The sequence below is a fragment of the Streptomyces sp. NBC_00557 genome (genome assembly GCF_036345995.1).
In the GTDB taxonomy this organism is placed as follows: domain Bacteria; phylum Actinomycetota; class Actinomycetes; order Streptomycetales; family Streptomycetaceae; genus Streptomyces.
Window position 1 is genome coordinate 321,922 of the sequence record NZ_CP107796.1, and the last position, 19,431, is coordinate 341,352.

Below are 19,431 nucleotides of genomic sequence, written 5' to 3' on the forward strand. Positions count from 1 at the left end.
CCTTCGTCGGCTCCCCGAGCTGTCGCACAAGGTCGTCGCGCCCCTTTTCCCGACGGTGAACAGGGAACCGTCGAGAAGGGTTCAACTCCTGCTCGGTGGACCCGGAGGGCAGGCTGAAGCGCGGGGGCGACTGGGAGGCCGTCGCGGTGGTCGTGGGCGAGGGCGCGTCACTGGGCGCGCGCTCGGTGTGCGTGGCCCCCGTGCGCGTGGGGCGCTGAGCGCTGGTCGCGGCGGGTGCGGTGGTGACCCGGGACGTGCCGGACTTTGCGCTCGTGGCGGGCGTCCCGGCGCGCCGGATCGGCTGGGTGGGGCGGGCCGGCGTACGCCTGGTCGGGCGGGAGGGCGAGCCGGGCCGCTGGCAGTGCCCGGAGACGGGCGCGCTGTACGACGAGAAGGACGGCGAACTCGTCGAGCGCGCATGCGGATCGCCGCGCTGCCGCCGCTGATGGCGGACGACCTGGCCGCGTCCCTGGCGTTCGCCCCGCCGGAGCGGCTGGTGGTCGGCGCGGACCGGGTGGTGATCCAACCCCCGCGCACCTGGCCCGACTTGATCAGACGGCGGATCCGGGGCGCGGTGTCCACCGCCCAGGTCGAGCAGCATCAGGAGCCGGGAGGCGCTTCGGGCCGCACCAGCACGGCGGATCTCACCGCGATGCTCCGCGACGAGCCGAAGCTGCTGCCCGCTGTCGCGGTCTTCCTCGCCGCCGCGGTCGCCGGCCGGCGTCGGGCCCGAAGGTCCATCCGCGCCAAGGACTTCGGCACCTGGCTGCGGGACGAGAGCAGCCGGCAGAACTGATCGCACCGGGAGCGCCGTCTTGTACCTCACCGACCGTTCCGCGCCGCCGAAGGCGGGCACCGTCCCGGGCCGAAGGTCGCCCCGGTCGTGTTCGTGCTGGGCGCGGTGAGCCTGACCACCGACGTCTCCTCGGAGATGGTCACCGCCGTCCTGCCGCTCTATCTCGTCACGACCCTCGGCTTCAGCCCGCTCGGCTTCGGCACCCTCGACGGCGTCTACAACGGCGTCAGCGCACTGGTCCAGCTCACCGGCGGCCATCTCGCCGACCGGGTGCGGGGCCACATGCTGCTGGCCGGGCTGGGCTACGGCCTGTCCGCGCTGTGCAAACCGCTGTTGCTGTTCGCCGGCAGCCTCGGCACGGTCCTCGCTCTGGAGCGGACCGGCAAGGGCCTGCGGACAGCGCCGCGCGACGGGGTGGTCTCCCTGTCCACCCCGGTGGACGTCCAGGGCCGGGCCTTCGTGTGCACCGCCGACCGCACCTACCTGGTCCGCGGTTCCCTTTCCCGGCGCACGGTCACCACGCTGGTCCACCGTCGCCTACGCCCTGCCCAGCAACGGCAAGGTCGGCGGCAGCGACCTGTGGAGCGTGCCGGCGGACGGCGCGGGAACCCCGCGTCTGCTGATCGCGGGGGCCGCTTCCCCGGCGCCGCTGCAGGAGGTACGCCACGCAGAGCGCCGGGTTCACGACGGTCGGTGGGCTATGACCTGGGCCACAATCCGGGGGGCTTCCGCCGCGACCGGTGGAGGCGTAGGTTCCGTTTACCCCGCGAGAGCGCCTCTCCGGCGCCGGTCCGCCAGTCCCGGGTCCGTGGACCAGCGGGGGCCAACTTGCATACAGGCGGGCAGCGAGCGGCCACGGAGCGACGGCCGCCGGCTCTCCGGAACGGTGGCCGACGACCGCGCACAGCCACTAGGGTGCGTCAGGCGATCACTTACGCGCCAGGGCGCGCGCGGTGGTGCCGGAAGAGAGGCGGGGAGCCCGTGTCGGTCATCGACGTGTGGATGCAGCACCCCACACTCCGTCACTCCAACCACGAGATGTTCGAGTCGCTGCGCCGGTGGACGGGGCAGGGGCTGCTGGAGGAGCCCCTGCCGGTCGAAGCCACCGTGGCGGCCATGGCGGCGGCGGACGTGGAGATCGGGCTCTCGGCGGCCTGGTACGGCCCTGACGGCCCGCTGATCAGCAACGACGAGGTGGCCCGGTTCGTCGCCCGGTCCGAGGGCCGGCTGCGCGGGGTCGCCGGCGCGGACCTCACCCGCCCGGTTCGAGCCGTGCGCGAACTGCGCCGCGCCGTCGAGGACCTCGGCTTCGTGGCCCTGCGGATCATCCCCTGGCTGTGGCAACTGCCGCCCACCGACCGGCTGTACTACCCGCTGTACGCCGCCTGCGTCGACCTCGGCATCCCGTTCTGCACCCAGGTCGGTCACACCGGCCCGCTGCGCCCCTCGGAGACCGGCCGGCCGATCCCGTACATCGACCAGGTCGCGCTCGACTTCCCGGAACTGACCATCGTCTGCGGGCACATCGGCTATCCGTGGACGACCGAGATGATCGCCGTGGCCGACAAACACGCCAACGTCTACATCGACACCAGTGCCTACACCGCCCGCCGCTACCCGCCGGAACTGGTGGACTATCTGCGCGGCCGGGGCCGCAGGAAGGTGCTGTTCGGCACCAACTACCCCATGATCACCCCGGCGCGGGCCCTGGAGCACCTCTCCGGTCTCGGCCTGGACGAGGAGACCACCGGCCTGTTCCTCTCCGGCAACGCCCGCCGGATCTTCAGCCTCTGAGCCCGCCTCGGCGATCTCCCGTGATCGCCGGCCGTCCTCTCCGCGCCGGATCGTTGCCGCATGATGATCAGCATGACTTCCATTGCCCAGACCCCGATCACCGGCCTGGACCTCACCGGATTCACCGAGCGTGAACCCGGTGTGTGGACCGACGCGGCGGGGCTCGTCCTGTCGGTCCACTTCTTTCCGCTCGTCCCGGATCTGCCCGCTCCACTGCACGAGCCGGAGCGGCTCCGGTTCGCGCGTGCACACGACGTGGCGGCGTCCGGCGGCGGGCTCATCGAGGCGGTGGCCGGGACCGTGGACGGGGTCCCGGCGCTGCGTCAGCTGATCAAGATGCCGTTGGGGAGCAGGCACGGACAGGCCTTCATCGGGAGCTGGACCCTGCCCAGGGACCGGTGCAGCACCGTCGTGAAGGTGCAGGCCGCGGAGGGCGCGACGACCGGTCTGCGGGAGGCCGTGGTGATGGGCCAGGTCGGACCTTCCGACTACTTCCAGCCACACCCGTACGCCGGCGGAGGGCAGCTCGGCGGACTGCCGTACCACGTGGCCGACCTGGAGCAGTGGGATCCCCGGTTCCCGGACCACCCCCTCACCCTGGTGCGCGCCGCGTTGCACCGCATCACCCCCACGATCACCCTCCACGACCAGTTCAAGTCGCTCCCGGCGTTCCCGGGCCCGACACCGCCCCACGCCGTTCCCGGCCCGCCGCCGGCACCGTACGGCGGTCCGGTCCCGCCCGCGGCGCCCGCCCCGACTCCCCCGCCGTACCCGGGCCCGGTCGCTCCGCAGGCGCCGCGCCGCGGGTGGTTCCGCCGCGGAGGTGCGTGACCGCGGCCACGGCCGGCGCACACCGCTTCTTCGCGCACGAGGGGCCGGGCCGCGGTGTCACCTGTGACGGCGGTAGTAGGTGATGTCGTCCGTGGTGGCGTAGTCGCCGTGGTCGACGTCGATGACGGTGAGCACCGCGATGTCGCCGGTCGTCGTGTCGCGCAGGCAGAAGGTGGTGCCGGGGGGAACCTGGCGGAAGTGCAGCCAACCGTGGGCGGGGCGGTCGGTGGCCTCGCCGGCGCACTGGGCGGCGGTCGGGACGGACCTGCCCGGTGCGACGTACGCGTCGGTGAGCGGCTGGAGTTCGAAGGCGCCGTTGCCGTCGCCCCCGGCGTCCGTGCTGACGCTCCAGGCGGTCTCCGATCCGCTGACCGCGCCCGCGCGCAGGTCGAAATAGAAGGTGTAGTTCTTCAGGGCCAGCGTCCGGTGACGGTAGACCAGGGTGTAGCCGTGCGGAGCGGGAGTCGTCGTCCCGGTGCCGGACGGGCGTGCCCTGGAGGCGGTCGTGGTGGATGCCGCGCGGGCGTGGCCGGTCCCGGGTGCCAGTGCCCCGTAGACCACTGCGCACACCGCGGCCGTGACGGCCGCCGACACCAGGGCCGTCGTCACACGCTCCCGGGTCGGCCACCGCCGCCCGCCGGGCGGCTCCGGCGGAGGGCTCGCAGGATCGCGCGAGGTCATGGAGGGATCCGGCCGGGCGCCGTCCGTGTCCGTGTCGCGGCGGCCCGGCGGATCGGTGCTCGAAGGCGCCGTGGACGCGGCCGGCCGGCCGTTGCCCCGATCCGCGGAGGCGTCGTGCGGGGCCTGGGCGGCCCACGGGCTGAGTGCCTTGTCCGCGGCGCCGGAAGCGGCCACGGCGAAGGCGATGGCGATGGCCCACCGATCGGCCGCGTCACGTGTCAGCCAGATACCCGTCAGCGCGTAGAGCCCGGTCAGCGCGGCGGCGAAGGTCCCCAACGTCACCAGCAGCAGGACCAGACGCCGGCGTCCCGCGCTCACATCCGCTCCCCCCGGTATCCGTGGCACAGCGACCCGTCCAGCTTGACATGAAACGGACACGATGGGGAGGCCGCCCTCATCGGTCGGCCTCCACACGATGGGGGCCCGCCCTCCTCGGCCGACCTCGTCCGCCCCGAGGCTTGACGAGGTTGGACTCAAGTTTTATCTCGTTTAGTGAGGCAATCCGGACCGAAAAGGGCAGCTCGCGGTGGTCGGCCGAGTGGCCGAAAATGGAGGTGCCCGCCGCCAAGGGGGTACCCGGCCGCCGCCCGGGCGTGCCGTTCTCGGCGGGCCCCGGCGGACAGGGCACAGACGAGGAGGGTGAGTCCCGATGGCGCGTCCAGTCGGTATAGACCTGGGAACGACGAACTCCGTGGTCTCGGTCCTCGAGGGCGGCGAGCCCACCGTGGTCACCAACGCGGAAGGCGCCCGGACGACGCCTTCGGTGGTGGCGTTCGCCAAGAACGGCGAGGTGCTGGTCGGCGAGGTCGCCAAGCGGCAGGCCGTGACAAACGTGGAGCGCACCGCGCGCTCGGTCAAGCGGCACATGGGCGACCACAACTGGCGGTTCCCGGAGCACGGCGACGTCGACGGCAAGCGGTACACCGCGCAGGAGATCTCCGCGCGCGTGCTGCAGAAGCTCAAGCGGGACGCCGAGGCGCACCTGGGCGAGGACGTCACCGACGCGGTGATCACCGTGCCCGCCTACTTCGACGACGCCCAGCGGCAGGCGACCAAGGAGGCCGGTGAGATCGCCGGCCTGAACGTGCTGCGGATCATCAACGAGCCGACCGCGGCGGCGCTGGCGTACGGCCTCGACAAGGAGAACGACCAGACCGTCCTCGTCTTCGACCTGGGCGGCGGCACCTTCGACGTGTCGCTGCTGGAGATCGGCGAGGGCGTCATCGAGGTCAAGGCCACCAACGGCGACACCCACCTCGGCGGCGACGACTGGGACCAGCGCATCGTCGACCACCTGGTCAAGACCTTCAAGAACAACTACGGCATCGATCTCTCCCAGGACAAGATGGCCGTGCAGCGGCTGCGCGAGGCGGCGGAACGGGCCAAGGTCGAGCTGTCGAGCTCGACGGAGACGAACATCAACCTGCCGTACATCACGGCGTCCGCCGAGGGCCCGCTGCACCTGGACGAGAAGCTGACGCGCGCCCAGTTCCAGCAGCTCACGGCGGATCTGCTGGACCGCTGCAAGGCGCCGTTCCACAACGCGATCAAGGACGCCGGGATCAAGGTCTCCGACATCAACCACGTCATCCTGGTGGGCGGCTCCACGCGTATGCCCGCCGTCACCGAGCTGGTGCGGGAACTGACCGGCAAGGACCCGCACAAGGGCGTCAACCCCGACGAGGTCGTGGCCATGGGCGCCAGCCTGCAGGCCGGTGTCCTCAAGGGCGAGGTCAAGGACGTCCTGCTGCTCGACGTCACCCCGCTGTCCCTCGGCATCGAGACCAAGGGCGGCATCATGACCAAGCTGATCGAGCGCAACACCACGATCCCGACCCGCCGTTCGGAGATCTTCACCACCGCCGAGGACAACCAGCCCTCGGTGACCATCCAGGTCTACCAGGGCGAACGGGAGATCGCCGCGTACAACAAGAAGCTCGGCATGTTCGAGCTGACCGGCATCGCGCCCGCCCCGCGCGGAGTGCCGCAGATCGAGGTCGCCTTCGACATCGACGCCAACGGCATCATGCACGTCTCCGCCAAGGACCTGGGCACCGGCAAGGAGCAGAAGATGACCGTCACCGGCGGCTCCGCGCTGCCCCGGGACGACATCGACCGCATGGTCCGCGAGGCCGAGCAGCACGCCGAGGAGGACCGCCGGCGCCGGGAGGCCGCCGAGACCCGCAACCAGGCCGAACAGCTCGTCTACTCCACCGAGAAGCTCATCAGGGACAACCCCGACAAGATCCCGGCGGACGCGAAGAACGAGACCGAGACCGCACTGGCCGACCTGAAGGAGAAGCTGAAGGGGGAGGACACGACCGCGATCCGGCAGTCCATGGAGCGTGCGGCCGAGGCGGCGCAGAAGATCGGCACGGCGATGTACCAGCGGTCCGGCGCGGAGGGCCAGGAAGGCACGGGCGCGTCCGCCGAATCGGCCACGTCCCCGGACGAGGACGTGGTGGACGCCGAGATCGTCGACGAGGACAAGAAGGACAGGCCGGAGGCGGGCTGACGATGGACAAGGGCCGGCTGCAGAATCCGGACCCCGCCCAGCTGCAGCGTCTGCTCCAGGAACGCACGGCCGACCTGCAGCGGGTGAAGGCCGAGTACGACAACTACCGCAAGCGGGTGCGCCGGGACCGGATGGCCGTGCGCGAGATCGCCGTGGCCAACGTCCTGCGCGCCCTGCTGCCCGTCCTGGACGCCGTGGACCGCACGTGCGCCCACGAGCCCATGACACCGGGCCTGAAGGACATCACCGACACCCTGGCCACGCAGTTGGGGTCCCTGGGAGTCGAGGCGTTCGGGGAGGCGGGCGATCCGTTCGACCCGGCGTGCCACGACGCGGTCACCCACCACGTCGTCCCCGGCGCCGACGAGCTGATCTGCACCAAGATCCTGCGCCCCGGCTACCGCCTCGGGCTCCAGCTGCTCCGTCCGGCCCATGTCGAGGTCACCGGTCCGCCGCCGCCCACGAGAAATCCGCTCGGACCGGAGAGGGCGGAATCCCCGCCCGGTCCGGTGCGCGAACTGCGGCGCTGAGCACACCGCCGGGCCCCGCTCCCCGCACCGCCCACGGCATCCCGGCCCGCCGGATCAGAGGATCCCGCTCAGCCGCGTACGGCGAACGCTTGGGTGCCGCGCGGCAACGGTATCGGCGGCGCTACGCCGTCGGCCCCAGTCGCGCGGTGAGCAGGGAGCGTTCGGCGGGGTTCGCGGTGAGGTGCAGGGCCTGCCGGTCGGCGTCGGCGGCATCCTCGTCGCGGCCGAGGTCGCGCAGCAGTGCGGCGCGGGTGGCGTGGAACAGGTGGTAGCGGCCCAACCGGTCGGCGAGGGCGTCGACGTGGGCGAGGGCGGTGGCCGGGCCGTCGGTGTGGCTGATCACGACGGCCCGGTTCAGGCGCACCACGGGCGAGGGGTCGACGGCGAGCAACATGTCGTACAGGCGCAGCAGTTGCGGCCAGTCGGTGTCCTTCCACGTGGGCGCCTCGCAGTGCACGGCGGCGATGGCGGCCTCGATCTGGTACGGCCCCGGTCTGCCGAAGCCGGCCGCCCGCTCGATCAGGGCGGTCGCGCTGCGGATGCGCCGGCCGTCCCAGCGGGTACGGTCCTGGCCGGCGAGCGGTATGAGCCGCCCGTCCGCGTCCAGGCGGGCGGGCCAGCGGGCCGCGTGCAGCCGGATCAGGGCGAGCAGGCCGAGCGGTTCCGGCTCCTGGGGCAGTGCGCCGGCCAGGAGGGCGGCGAGCCATTCGGCGTCGTCGACGAGTTCGCGCCGTACGCCCACTTCTCCCCCGGTGGTGAAGCAGCCCTCGTTGAAGACGAGGTACACCACCCGCATGACCTGGGGCAGCCGTGCGGCGCGCTCCTCCGGCTCGGGCGCCCGGTAGGGGATCCCGGCGGTCGCGATCTTGTGCTTGGCGCGGGTGATCCGCTTGGCCAGGGTGGCCTCGGGCACCAGGAACGCCCGCGCGATCTCGGCGGTGGTCAGGCCGGCCACGGCGCGCAGGGTCAGGGCGACCTGGGCGTCCGGGTCGAGGGACGGATGGCAGCAGGTGAAGATGAGCCGCAGCCGGTCGTCGGGTTCGCGCTCGGCCGAGTCGGGCAGCGCCTCGATGCGGGCCGCGAGCTGCGGGAGCCGGTCGTGGAAGCGGGCTTCGCGCCGGATGCGGTCCAGTGCCTTGTTGCGGGCGCACGTCAGCAGCCAGGCTCCGGGCCGCCGGGGCGGCCCCGTGCTCGGCCAGTGGCGCAGCGCCTCCACGACGGCCTCGCCGACCATCTCCTCGGCCAGGTCGAAGTCGCCCAGGAGGCGGACCAGGCTGGCGGTCAGCCGGCCCGCCTCCTCGCGGAAGACCCGCTCGATCAGCGACCGGGTGTCCCGGTCGCCGGCCGGGTCAGCGTTCGACAAGCGGACGCACCTCCACCTTGCCGTCGGGCACCGGGAAGCTCGCCGCCAGCTCCAGCGCGGCGTCCAGGTCCGGCACCTCCACCACCGCGTAGCCTCCGATCGCCTCCTTGGCCTCCAGCAGCGGACGGTCGATCATGGTGGAGCGGCCCTCCTCGACGACGACGGTGGTCGCGGTCTCGGGTTCGCGGAGCTGCTGGGCCTCGACGATCGTCCCGTCGGCGCGGTGCTTGGTGAACCACTCCATGATGCGGCCGTAGACCTCGCCGCGCTCCTGGTCGGAGCCCTCCTCCTGCCAGGCGCCCCGGGTCAGCAGCAGCACGTACTTCATCGTGTCCTCCTCGGTCGTCGTTCCGGTCACACCTTCCCGACGAACAAGCCGGCGCCGACAGGACAGCACCGCGGCCTCGATGTGTCACGGCACCCGGCGGACCGCCGCCTCGGGCGCGCGTTCGCGCAGTGCGCCGTAGGCGATGAAGTACGCGGGCAGCCGGCGCAACGGTGATCCGGCGACCAGGCGCGCCAGACGCCGGGCCCGGTCCGGACTGCCGAGCGCCGGGCGGCCCTGCAGGACGGGTGCGATGAAGCGGGCGTGGGCCATCCGCTGGAGGGTCTGTGCGGCGACCGTGGTGGGACGGCGGCGGCGCTGCAGACGGCGCAGGTCGCGCGGACGCACCCGCCCCTGGCGCAGTGGCCCGATGAGGTAGCGGGCGGCGGCCACGGCGTCCTGGACCGCGAGGTTGATGCCGATCCCGAAGACCGGGGACATGGCGTGCGCGGCGTCGCCGATGCACAGCAGTCCGGGGCGGTACCAGCGGCGCAGCCGCTCCAGGCGTACGTCGAGGAGCTTGACCTCGTCCCACGAGCGCACGGCGTGCGTGCGGTCGGCGATCCAGGGCACCGCCGCCGCGAAGTCGGCCAGGAAGCGGTCGAGGCCGGCGGCACGCCGGCGGCTGTCGGTGCCCTTGGGGATGAGCCCGGCGCACTGCCAGTAGTCGCCGCGGTCGATCATGGCGGTCAGGAAGCCGTCGCCGACGCCGCCGTAGAGCCCCTGCGGGTCGCTCTCGCGGCGGGGCAGCCGGAACCACCAGGCGTCCATCGGGCAGGTGAAGCGGCGCAGACCCAGTTCCGGGCGGGCGCGGGCGAGTGATCCGCGGCCGTCGCAGGCGACGGTCAGCAGGGCGCGCAGCTCGCCGGTGCGGCCGTCGGCGGTGCGGTAGCGCACGCCCGTGACGCGCCCGGACTCGATGAGGAGGTCGGTCGCCTCCGTGTTCATCCGCAGGTCGAAGGACGGCTCGCGGCGGGCCTCGTCGGCGAGCAGGTCCAGCAGGTCCCACTGGGGCACCATCGCCACGTAGTCGTACGGGCCGCGCAGGACGGTGAGGTCGCCGACCGTCACGGTCGAGCCGTCGGCTCCGACCGGCAGCTGGACGGTGCGCAGCCGGCGTTGGGGCAGCCGGGCGAAGCGCTCGCCCAGGCCGAGTTCGTCCAGCAGCGTCAGGGTGGACGGGTGCACCGTGTCGCCGCGGAAGTCGCGCAGGAAGTCGCCGTGCTTCTCCAGCACGGTCACCGGGACACCGGCCCGGGCCAGCAGCAGCGCGAGCACCATGCCCGCGGGGCCGCCGCCGACCACACAGCATGTGGTCCGTTCCATCGCGTCCCGCCCTTCGGGAGAACATCAATTCATCAGCCGATGAATATCCTATCCCCCGGCGGGCCCGGCTGCCATGGCGGCACCGCTTCCGGCCCCGCGCGAACAGACCGGGGGTCGACGGCACACGCGTGTCGGCGCGCAGGTGCGGGCGGAGGGTGTCCAGGACGGGATGCAGGTAGCGCTCGGCGGCGTCGAGGAAGCCGTAGTCGTGGGCGGCGCCGGTCGTTGCCCGCTGCCAGCTCGGCCAGCCGCGCCAGTCCGGGGCGCGGGTGGCGAGGTTGGCGAGTTCGGGGACGGCCATCGCTGTCGGCTCTCCTTCGGGAACCGGGTCAGGTGGGCCGTGTTCCGTACACGCGGTAGCGCTCGGCGTCGGGCCACTTGACCTCCAGGCCGAGACCGGGCCGGCCGGTGTCCGGGCGCAGCGCGCCGCCGTCGGGTGTCAACGTGCCGTCGAACAGGAGGCGTTCGAGCCGCACGTGGTCGTGGAAGTACTCCAGGTGCCGCAGCCGGCGCACGGCGCAGAACGCGTGCGCCGAGACGGCCGGCGCGCAGTGGGCGGACAGGTCCAGATGGTGGGCCGCCGCCAGGCCCGCCGTCTCCAGGACGCCGGTGATGCCTCCGCAGCGGGTGACGTCGGCCTGGAGGCAGTCCACCGCGGGGCCGTCGACGAGGTTGACGAAGTCCCGTGTCGTGTACGCGTACTCGCCCGCCGCGATCTCCAGCCGCTCCGGGCCCCGCTCGCACAGCATGCGCAGGCCCTCGAGGTCGGCGGAGCTGACGGGCTCCTCGAACCACCGCACGTCCCACTCGTCGTGGAACCGGCGGGCCCAGTACAGGGCCTGCTTGCGGCCCAGGGCGCCGTTGGCGTCGGTGAAGACCTCGGGCCCGTCGCCGATGGCCTTGCGCACGGCCGAAAGGCGCTGCGGGTCCCGTTCGGGATCCCGGGAGGTCTTCAGCTTGACGCGCGGGATGCCCTGCTCCACCCATCCGCCGAGCTGGTCGGTGAGACGGTCGAGCGGGTAGTTGGTGAACCCGCCGCTGCCGTAGACCGGGACCCGGTCGTGGTAGGCCGGGAGCAGATGGATCAGCGGCAGTTCGAGCAGCCGCGCCTTGAGGTCCCACAGCGCCACGTCCACCGCGGAGACCGCCATGGCGCCGACGCCGGGCCGGCCGGCGTTGCGGATCTGGCGCTGCATGAGGTGCCAGAGGGCCGGGGGCGAGGTGACGTACCCTCCCCGCAGCAGCCCGGTGAGCTTGGACTCGGCGAAGGAGGCCACCGACACGTCGCCGTACGTGTAGCCGATCCCGGTACGGCCGCCGGCGTGCACCCGGACCAGAACCAGGGTCGTGGAGTCCCAGTCCAGGGTGCCGTCCTGCTCCGTGCCGTCCGGGCCGTCGGTCGGCACCTCGAAGGCGTGCACGTCGACGGAGTCGATCCGGACGGCGTCCAGGTCCGCCACCGCGGCGCTCACGAGTGCCGTCCCGGCAGATGCTCGGCGACCTCGGTCAGCTTCTGCCGCATGCCCTTGGCCGCGATGCCGGCCCGCTCCGGGTCCCGTACGGCGGCCTTGGCGGCCTTCTTGCCCTGCGCCAGCATGATGTGCGGCGGGATCGGAGCGATCTCCCGGTCCACCTTGAACTCCAGGACGACCGGCCGGTCGGAGGCGAGCGCCTCGTCCCACGCCTTGCCGACCTTCTTCGGCTTCTCACAGTAGATGCCCTTCAGGCCCAGCATCTCGGCGTACCGGGCGTAGGGCACGTCGGGGACGTACTGCGAGCCGGGGAACTTCGGGTCGCCGGCCATGGCGCGCTGCTCCCAGCTGACCTGGTTGAGGTCCTGGTTGTTGAGGACGCAGAAGACGAACGGCGCCGGGCCGGACAGCCGGTCCAGGTACCGCTTGACGGTGATCATCTCGGCCATGCCGTTCATCTGGAACGCGCCGTCACCGACGAACGCGATCACTGGCCGCTCCGGGTAGGCGAACCGGGCCGCGATCGCGTATGGCGTTCCCGGCCCCATCGTGGCCAGCGTCCCCGACAGGGACGCTCGCATGCCCTCGCGCAGTTTGAGGTTCCGAGCCCACCAGTTGGTGCCCGAGCCGGAGTCCGCGGTGAGGATGCAGCCGTCCGGCAGACGGGGCGACAGCTCGGACGCCACCGCCTGCGGGTTGATGGTGCCGCCGAAGTGCTGGCCGGCCCGTTTACGGCAGAGCGCGTCCCATTCTCGGACGTCCTTCTCGATCTGCTCCCGCCAGCTGCGGTCCGCTTTGCGCTCCAGCAGCGGCAGCAGGGCCTTGAGGGTCTCCTTGGAGTCGCCGACGAGATGGGCGTCCATGGGATAGCGGACGCCGATCATCCGCCCGTCGATGTCGATCTCGACGCCCTTCGCCTGCCCCTCGTCCGGCAGCCACTCCGCGTACGGAAAGCTCGTACCCACCATCAGCAGCGTGTCGCAGTCCCGGATCATGTTGTCGCTGGCCTTGCTGCCCAGCAGACCGATCGGCCCGGTCACGAACGGCAGATCGTCCGGCAGCACCTCCCGGCCCAGCAACGCCTTCGCGACCCCGGCCCCCAGCAGTTCGGCGACCTCGACGACCTCCTCCTCGGCCTCGGCCGCTCCCTGGCCGACGAGCATCGCGACCTTGGTGCCCTCGTTCAGGACGTCGGCGGCCTTGCGCAGCTCGTCGGGGTCGGGCAGCACGCGGGCGCGGCTCCAGCCGACACTGGAGAACACCGAGCCGTGCGTCTTCGGAGGGGACGGCTGGGCCTTCTCCTCCTGGATGTCCTCCGGGATGATGATCGTGGCGACGCCGCGCCTGGTCAGGGCCGTCTTGAACGCACGGTCGATCACATGGCGGGCCTGCCCGGGGTGCACCACCATCTGGCAGAACTCGGAGACATCGGCGAACAGCCGGGCCAGCGGGATCTCCTGCTGGTAGTGGGCGCCGAGGGAGAGCCGCTTCTGCTGGCCGACCACGGCGACCACCGGCTGGTGGTCCAGCTTCGCGTCGTACAGCCCGTTCAGCAGATGGACCGCGCCGGGGCCGGAGGTCGCGGTGCAGCAGCCCACCTCCCCCGTGAACTTCGCGTGCGCGCACGCCATGAACGCGGCCATCTCCTCGTGCCGCGTCTGGATGAACTCCGGGTCCCCGTGGGCCCGTTCGAAGGCGCCCAGCAGCCCGTTGATCCCGTCGCCGGGATAGCCGTAGACCCGCTCGATCCCCCATTCCCGCAGGCGTTGCAGGACGTAGTCGGCCACCAGCGTCATGACATGCTCTCCCTCGGACGCGCACCTCTGCCGTCGGGAGTGGGTGACCCATGGGCGCGTCCCGCAAACGGGCACCGGGCCCGGTCCCTCCGTCTGGCCGAACATGTGCGCGCCGGTGGCACCGGGCGGGGCCGGGACGGCCGGCGGGGTACCGTGCATCTGCGAGATCCCCACGGCCGCCGCGATCTGCTGCTGGGTACGGTCGTGGAAGAGGCGCAGGACGAGGATGCGGCCCTCCCGGTCGGGGAACTGCCGCAACGCCCTGATGACCGCCACTCGTTCGGCGGCGGCTGCCAGCCGGGCGTCCGGCTCGCCCAGCGTCTCGGCGAGCGCGGGACGGGCGGTGTGGCCGGCCGCCTCCGGCGGTGCGTCGAGGGAGCGGGGGCGCAGCGCGGCCTGGGAGCAAAACGCGTGCCCCTGATCGGGGTCGTAGCCGTCGATCGCCCTGACCAGGCCCGGACAGGCCACCTGGACGAGGTCGCCGTCGGGGGTGCGTTTGCGTGGTGACCGAAGGGTGCCGAGGGGGGTCATGCGCGCCTCTGCTGTGGCCGGGCTCGTGTGCACACCGGCTGGGTATCCGGATTCCGTTGCACTATGCAATGCTCGCCGTCCGCGCGCGTGGCGGGACCCTGCAGGATCTGACGGGCCCCCAGGACCCGTACGACGGTGTTCGCTGCCCTGCGCAGGGGTGGCGCCCGCCCGCCAGGCCGCCGTGCCCGACGCCCTGCACGCCGTGACCATGGCCGGGCTCGCCCTGTGCAGTGACCGATGGCGGGTGGCGGCCTGTGCGGATCTGGGCGTCGCCGTGACGCTCGCAGTGGCACGGGCCCGAGGCGCGCGCGGCCCTCGCGGTGGAGCGGGTCGCGGGTGCACCCGACCACTGCCCCGCCCCCGTCGGCGTACGGCCCGTTTCCCCGGGGGGATGCGGGGAAAACCACAGTGCCATGGATGACGGAGCGGACAGGCCGGTGCGCGTGCCGAGTGACGTGTGTCCGCCATGGGTGCTGCGGGAGTACGCGGTCCTGGCCGACGGCGAACGCGGCGCCGTCGTGGACCCGGAGGGACGGATCGTCTGGCTGTGCGCCCCGCGCTGGCACAGTGACGCGGTGTTCTCCTCGCTGATCGGCGGCTGCGGGTACTTCGGTGTGGAACCGGAGGACCGCTGGCACGTGTGGGGCGGCTACTACGAGGACGGCACGCTGATCCGGGTCAGCCGCTGGCTGACCGCCGACTCCGTGATCGAGTGCCGTGACGCGCTGGCGATGCCGGCCTCGGTGGACCGGCTGGTGCTGCTGCGCCGCATGCGCGTCGAACGCGGGGAGGCGCGGCTGCGGGTCGGTCTCGACCCGAGACCCGGCTTCGGCGCCGGCCGGGTGCGCGGCCCCCGGCTGGAGGGCGGGGTGTGGACCGCTGACGCCGGCGGTCTCAGGCTGCGGCTCCTCGGGGCGCACCGGGCGGCGTGGAACCCCGGGCGCGGTCTGCGCGGCGAGGTGCGCCTCCGCAAGGGCGAGCAGCACGACGTGGTCCTGGAGCTGTCGGAGAAGGGCGGCGTCGAGGAACTGGACCCGGAGGAGCTGTGGACGCGGACCGAGGAGGCCTGGCGGCGTGCCGTGCCCGACTGCTCCGGCCTGGCCGCACCACGCGACGCCCGGCACGCCTACGCCGTCCTGCGCGGGCTGACGAGTTCCTCCGGCGGCATGGTCGCGGCCGCCACGACCTCGCTGCCGGAGCGTGCGAACACCGGCCGCAGCTACGACTACCGCTTCGCCTGGCTGCGGGACCAGAGCTACGCGGGTCTCGCGGTGGCCGCGCACGGCCCGCACGAGCTGCTCGACGACGCCGTGCGCTTCACCGCCGAACGCGTACTCGCCGACGGTGACGGACTGCACCCCGCGTACGCCGTCGACGGCGGCCCCGTGCCTGACGAGCGGGGGCTTCCGTTGCGCGGCTACCCGGGGGGCAACGACCGCATCGGGAACCGCGCGGCGCGGCAGTTCCAGCTCGACGCGTTCGGTGAGGCGCTCCAGTTGTTCGCCGCCGCCGCTCACCACGACCGGCTCTCCTCCGACGCGGAGCAGGCGGTCGCGGTGGCGGTCGACGCGGTGGAACGGAACTGGCAGCGGCCCGACTCCGGCCTGTGGGAACTGGAGGAACGGTGGTGGACCCAGTCCCGGCTGAGCGCCGTCTGCGGGCTGCGCCGGATCGCCGAGGTGCTGCCGGGGCGCGCGGCGAAGCGGTGCGCCGCTCTCGCCGAGGCCGTCTTCGCCGAGACCCGGCGCCGGTGTCTGCGCCCCGACGGCCGGTGGCGCCGGGCCGCCGACGACGACGGTCCGGAGGCCGCCCTGCTGATGCCGCTGGCCCGGGGCTGCCCTTCCGCCGACGATCCGAGCAACCCGGTGACCCGCCGCTACATCGAGGAGCAACTGGCCGAGGACGGATACCTCTACCGCTTCGCCCATCCGGGCCTGCCGCTGGGCGAGGCCGAAGGCGCCTTCCTGTTCTGCGGGTTCACCATGGCGCTGGCCAGCGATCACCTCGGCGACCGCACCGGCGCCCTCCGCTGGTTCGAACGGACCCGGGCGGCCTGCGGACCGTCCGGGTTGTTCGCGGAGGAGTACGACGTACGTCAGCGCCAGCTGCGCGGCAATCTGCCCCAGGCGTTCGTCCACGCTCTCCTGCTGGAGTGCGCCGTCCGCCTCAACGACGCCTCGACGCTTCCGCGCTGAGACGGCCGGGGCCGCGGGCGCAGGCCCGCCGCGACAGCCGTGCCGGCTGCGCCCAGGGCGCCCGCGGCGGCCCCTGCGAGCGCGAGGGGACCCGGTGGCGGGAAGCCACAGCTGGAGGCTGCGCCGTCTGCTGGGAGTCGTAGCCGGTCCGGGCCAGGTACCTGTCCGGCAGGCCGGACGCGAACCGCTGCCCCAGCAGGGTGGCGACCCTGGAGCCGCCGATCCAGTGCTCGCTGCGCTCGGGGTGGTCGACGGCGTGCAGGATGCCCTGGGCGGCGACCTCCGGCTGGTAGACCGGGGCCACCGGCCGCGGATGCCGGGGCAGCCGTGTCTGCACCTGGTTGAACTGCGGCGTGTTCACCCCGGGCAGGTCACCTCGGTGGCGCGGCGCACGTCGATCGGCCCGAGCTGGTCCTCCACCTGCGCGGCCGCTTCCACGGCCTCCGGGTCCGCGACGTCGACGGCGGGGGCAGCGCCCGTCCGCCGGCCGTGCGGACGTCGTGCGCGGCCTGCCCGGGGGCTCTTCTGGCCGCCTGCCGGCAGCGCCGCGCGCGCCGAACGCACGGGCCGTGGCCCGGCCCACGCCGGCGCCGGTGACCACCGCGACCTGGGCGCCGGCATTCTGTCCCGCGCTCACTTCCCGCCCCGGCCGGGGAGGTGCTCGGCGTACTCGGTGAGCTTCTGCCGTACGCCCTTCGCGATGATGCCGGCCTTCTCCGGGTCGCGGAGCGCCGCCATGGCGGCCTTCTTGCCCTGGGCCTTCATGATGCGCGGCGGAATGGGTGCGATCTCGTTGTCGACCTTGAACTCCAGCACCACCGGCCGGTCGCACGCCAGGGCCTCGTCCCAGGCCGCGCCGACCTTGCCGGGGTCGTCGCAGACGATGCCCTTCAGGCCGAGCAGCTGGGCGTAGGCCGCGTACGGCACGTCCGGGATCTCCTGGGAGGCCGGGTACTTCGGGTCGCCGGCCATGGCGCGCTGCTCCCAGGTGACCTGATTGAGGTCCTGGTTGTTGAGGACGCAGATGACGAACGGCGCCGGGCCGGACAGCCGGTCCAGGTACCGCTTGACGGTGATCATCTCGTTCATGCCGTTCATCTGGAACGCGCCGTCACCGACGAACGCGATCACCGCCCGGTCCGGGTAGGCGAAGCGCGCGGCGATCGCGTACGGCGTTCCCGGCCCCATCGTGGCCAGCGTCCCCGACAGGGACGCCCGCATGCCCTGGCGCAGTTTGAGGTTCCGGGCCCACCAGTTGGTGCCCGAGCCGGAGTCCGCGGTGAGGATGCAGCCGTCGGGCAGGCGCGGTGACAGCTCGGCGGCGACGGCCTGCGGGTTGATCGTGTTCTCGAAGTGCTGGCCGGCCCAGCGCTCGCACAGGTCGTACCACTCGCGTACGTCCTTCTCGATCTCCTCGCGCCATTTTCGGTCCTCCTTGCGGTGCAGGAGGGGGATGAGCGCGCGGAGCGTCTCCTTGGCGTCGCCGACGAGATGGGCGTCCATGGGATAGCGGACGCCGATCATCCGCCCGTCGATGTCGATCTCGACGCCCTTCGCCTGCCCCTCGTCCGGCAGCCACTCCGCGTACGGAAAGCTCGTGCCCACCATCAGCAGCGTGTCGCAGTTCCGGATCATGTTGTCGCTGGCCTTGCTGCCCAGCAGACCGATCGGCCCGGTCACGAACGGCAGATCGTCCGGCAGCACCTCCCGGCCCAGCAACGCCTTCGCGACCCCGGCCCCCAGCAGTTCGGCGACCTCGACGACCTCCTCCTCGGCCTCGGCCGCTCCCTGGCCGACGAGCATCGCGACCTTGGTGCCCTCGTTCAGGACGTCTGCGGCCTTGCGCAGCTCGTCGGGGTCGGGCAGCACGCGCGGGCGGCTCCAGCCGACACTGGAGAACACCGAGCCGTGCATCTTGGGCGGGGACGGCTGGGCGTCCTCCTCCTGCACGTCGTTCGGGATGATGATCGTGGCGACGCCGCGCGTGGTCAGGGCCGTCTTGAAAGCCCGGTCGATGACGTGGCGGGCCTGCCCGGGGTGCACCACCATCTGGCAGAACTCGGACACGTCCGCGAAGAGCAGCTCGAGATCCACCTCCTGCTGGTAGTGGGCGCCGAGGGAGAGCCGCTTCTGCTGGCCGACCACGGCGACCACCGGCTGGTGGTCCAGCTTCGCGTCGTACAGCCCGTTCAGCAGATGGACCGCGCCGGGGCCGGAGGTCGCGGTGCAGCAGCCCACCTCCCCGGTGAACTTCGCGTGCGCGCACGCCATGAACGCGGCCATCTCCTCGTGCCGCGTCTGGATGAACTCCGGGTCGCCCTGCGCACGGTCGAAGGCGCCGAGGAGTCCGTTGATGCCGTCTCCGGGATAGCCGTACACCCGTTTCACGCCCCATTCGGTGAGGCGTTGCAGGACGTAGTCGGCGACTTGGGTCATGGGGGGTCTCCTGAGCCGGGGAGCGAAGGGTCGCGCCTGGGGGTTGCCTCCGCGACCCGTGCGTAAACGCTTCGCGCGCCCGTCCGGGGAAGGATCCAGCCGAGCGGCTCAACGGCCGTCGTCACCTGCCGAGCACGGCGCTCACGGGCCGGTTTGTGCGAGGCGTCTCGGAGGCACCGCTGCTGCCCCGTTCCGGGCCCAGTCCGAAGTAGTGCCGGAAGTTGTAGATCAGCGGGCTCCAGGCGGCGGGATCGATGTGCTGGGTTCCGGGGACCACCAGACGCGGATCGGCGTGCACCTTCAGCACCTGCGCCTCGACGATGAGGAAGTCGCCGGCGGCAGCGGTGACCACGCGGGCGGCCCGTGCCTCCAGCTGGATCGGGCACTCGGCCACCCGTGGCGGGCGCACGGTGCGGGACGCCTGCGGCGTGAAGCCGGTGGCCCGGAACTTGTCCGGCTCGTAGCGGGCGCGGCGGGGGCCGTGCCCGGCGGCTTCGAGCCGGCCGGTGAGCCCGCCCAGGTGCTCCACGGCCGGCCATTGCCCGGGTTCCGGCAGGCTGATCACCATCTCCGGCCGGACGGCCAGGTTCGCTCCCGTCTGGCCGTGTGCACCGAGCCCCAGCACCACCGCCTGCCCGAGGGCCCAGGCGGACGAGATCGGCGCCAGGTTGACGGTCCCGTCGGCGTTCTCGGTGGTCAGCAGCACGACGGGCGTGCCGAAGTACAGGATGCTCGGGGAGATGGTCAGGTGCCCGCCGGTGGGCTTCGCGGGGTTCGGTGCGGTGTCCATGCGGTGACCGTAGGGCGCCGATCGTTCGGCCGGAGCCGAACCATCACCGG

15 protein-coding genes and 3 pseudogenes are annotated in these 19,431 nt (G+C 72.5%); 8 read left to right on the plus strand and 10 right to left on the minus strand.

The window, feature by feature from the left end; genetic code table 11:
* Positions 1 to 83: 83 nt before the first annotated feature.
* The 5 genes and pseudogenes from OG956_RS01495 to OG956_RS01515 form a co-directional block, all read left to right on the plus strand.
* Positions 84 to 446, plus strand: a pseudogene (locus tag OG956_RS01495) (DapH/DapD/GlmU-related protein); the annotation flags it as partial.
* Positions 419 to 796: a hypothetical protein gene (locus tag OG956_RS01500; protein ID WP_330336076.1), complete on the plus strand. Its 378-nt coding sequence runs from the start codon at positions 419 to 421 to the stop codon at positions 794 to 796. The pseudogene OG956_RS01495 and the gene OG956_RS01500, both read left to right, overlap by 28 nt.
* Before the next feature lie 19 nt (positions 797 to 815).
* A pseudogene (locus tag OG956_RS01505) lies at positions 816 to 1,255 on the plus strand (MFS transporter); the annotation flags it as partial.
* Positions 1,256 to 1,912: 657 nt separating this feature from the next.
* Positions 1,913 to 2,590, plus strand: coding sequence for an amidohydrolase family protein (locus OG956_RS01510; RefSeq protein WP_330342702.1), 678 nt, complete (start codon positions 1,913 to 1,915; stop codon positions 2,588 to 2,590).
* Between the two features lie 72 nt (positions 2,591 to 2,662).
* Positions 2,663 to 3,421: a hypothetical protein gene (locus OG956_RS01515; RefSeq protein WP_330336077.1), complete on the plus strand. Its 759-nt coding sequence runs from the start codon at positions 2,663 to 2,665 to the stop codon at positions 3,419 to 3,421.
* A gap of 57 nt (positions 3,422 to 3,478) precedes the next feature.
* Here the strand turns inward: OG956_RS01515 and OG956_RS01520 are convergent, their stop codons facing one another.
* Positions 3,479 to 4,420, minus strand: coding sequence for a hypothetical protein (locus OG956_RS01520; protein WP_330336078.1), 942 nt, complete (start codon positions 4,418 to 4,420; stop codon positions 3,479 to 3,481).
* Positions 4,421 to 4,751: 331 nt separating this feature from the next.
* On the opposite strand from OG956_RS01520, the gene dnaK reads away from it, so the two are divergent.
* Both dnaK and grpE read left to right on the plus strand, forming a co-directional pair.
* Positions 4,752 to 6,617, plus strand: coding sequence for a molecular chaperone DnaK (gene dnaK, locus OG956_RS01525; RefSeq protein ID WP_330336079.1), 1,866 nt, complete (start codon positions 4,752 to 4,754; stop codon positions 6,615 to 6,617).
* Positions 6,618 to 6,619: 2 nt separating this feature from the next.
* The gene (grpE, locus tag OG956_RS01530; RefSeq protein ID WP_330336080.1) at positions 6,620 to 7,147 is read left to right on the plus strand and encodes a nucleotide exchange factor GrpE; all 528 of its coding nucleotides are present in this window, start codon (positions 6,620 to 6,622) and stop codon (positions 7,145 to 7,147) included.
* Positions 7,148 to 7,268: 121 nt separating this feature from the next.
* On the opposite strand, the gene OG956_RS01535 is transcribed toward grpE, so the two are convergent.
* The 6 genes and pseudogenes from OG956_RS01535 to OG956_RS01560 form a co-directional block, all read right to left on the minus strand.
* Positions 7,269 to 8,510, minus strand: coding sequence for an RNA polymerase sigma factor (locus OG956_RS01535; RefSeq protein WP_330336081.1), 1,242 nt, complete (start codon positions 8,508 to 8,510; stop codon positions 7,269 to 7,271).
* Complete coding sequence (locus OG956_RS01540) at positions 8,497 to 8,868, minus strand: YciI family protein (RefSeq protein WP_330336082.1); 372 nt, start codon at positions 8,866 to 8,868, stop codon at positions 8,497 to 8,499. Before OG956_RS01540 ends, OG956_RS01535 begins: the two co-directional genes overlap by 14 nt.
* Before the next feature lie 54 nt (positions 8,869 to 8,922).
* Entirely contained in the window at positions 8,923 to 10,161 is a 1,239-nt protein-coding gene (locus tag OG956_RS01545) for an FAD-dependent oxidoreductase (RefSeq protein WP_330336083.1), read from the minus strand.
* A gap of 329 nt (positions 10,162 to 10,490) precedes the next feature.
* Positions 10,491 to 11,633 carry an enolase C-terminal domain-like protein gene (locus tag OG956_RS01550; RefSeq protein WP_330336084.1) on the minus strand — a complete coding sequence of 381 codons (1,143 nt, stop codon included), beginning with the start codon at positions 11,631 to 11,633 and terminating at the stop codon, positions 10,491 to 10,493.
* Positions 11,630 to 13,429 (minus strand): thiamine pyrophosphate-requiring protein, encoded by a 1,800-nt coding sequence (locus OG956_RS01555; RefSeq protein ID WP_330342703.1) that lies wholly within the window; start codon positions 13,427 to 13,429, stop codon positions 11,630 to 11,632. The genes OG956_RS01550 and OG956_RS01555 overlap by 4 nt, the downstream gene beginning before the upstream one ends.
* Before the next feature lie 165 nt (positions 13,430 to 13,594).
* Positions 13,595 to 14,428: pseudogene (locus OG956_RS01560) on the minus strand (sigma-70 family RNA polymerase sigma factor); the annotation flags it as partial.
* Between OG956_RS01560 and OG956_RS01565 the strand changes: the two are divergent.
* Positions 14,374 to 16,155 carry a glycoside hydrolase family 15 protein gene (locus OG956_RS01565; protein ID WP_330336085.1) on the plus strand — a complete coding sequence of 594 codons (1,782 nt, stop codon included), beginning with the start codon at positions 14,374 to 14,376 and terminating at the stop codon, positions 16,153 to 16,155. The pseudogene OG956_RS01560 and the gene OG956_RS01565 sit on opposite strands and share 55 nt — an antisense overlap.
* Here OG956_RS01565 and OG956_RS40165 read toward each other — a convergent pair.
* The 3 genes from OG956_RS40165 to OG956_RS01580 all read right to left on the minus strand — a co-directional run bounded on the left by OG956_RS40165 (position 16,127) and on the right by OG956_RS01580 (position 19,381).
* Positions 16,127 to 16,516: a hypothetical protein gene (locus tag OG956_RS40165; RefSeq protein WP_443065516.1), complete on the minus strand. Its 390-nt coding sequence runs from the start codon at positions 16,514 to 16,516 to the stop codon at positions 16,127 to 16,129. The two genes, OG956_RS01565 and OG956_RS40165, sit on opposite strands and share 29 nt — an antisense overlap.
* 272 nt (positions 16,517 to 16,788) lie before the next feature.
* The gene (locus OG956_RS01575; RefSeq protein WP_330336086.1) at positions 16,789 to 18,591 is read right to left on the minus strand and encodes a thiamine pyrophosphate-requiring protein; all 1,803 of its coding nucleotides are present in this window, start codon (positions 18,589 to 18,591) and stop codon (positions 16,789 to 16,791) included.
* A 121-nt stretch (positions 18,592 to 18,712) separates the two neighbouring features.
* Positions 18,713 to 19,381: a flavin reductase family protein gene (locus OG956_RS01580; protein WP_330336087.1), complete on the minus strand. Its 669-nt coding sequence runs from the start codon at positions 19,379 to 19,381 to the stop codon at positions 18,713 to 18,715.
* Between the last annotated feature and the right edge of the window lie 50 nt (positions 19,382 to 19,431).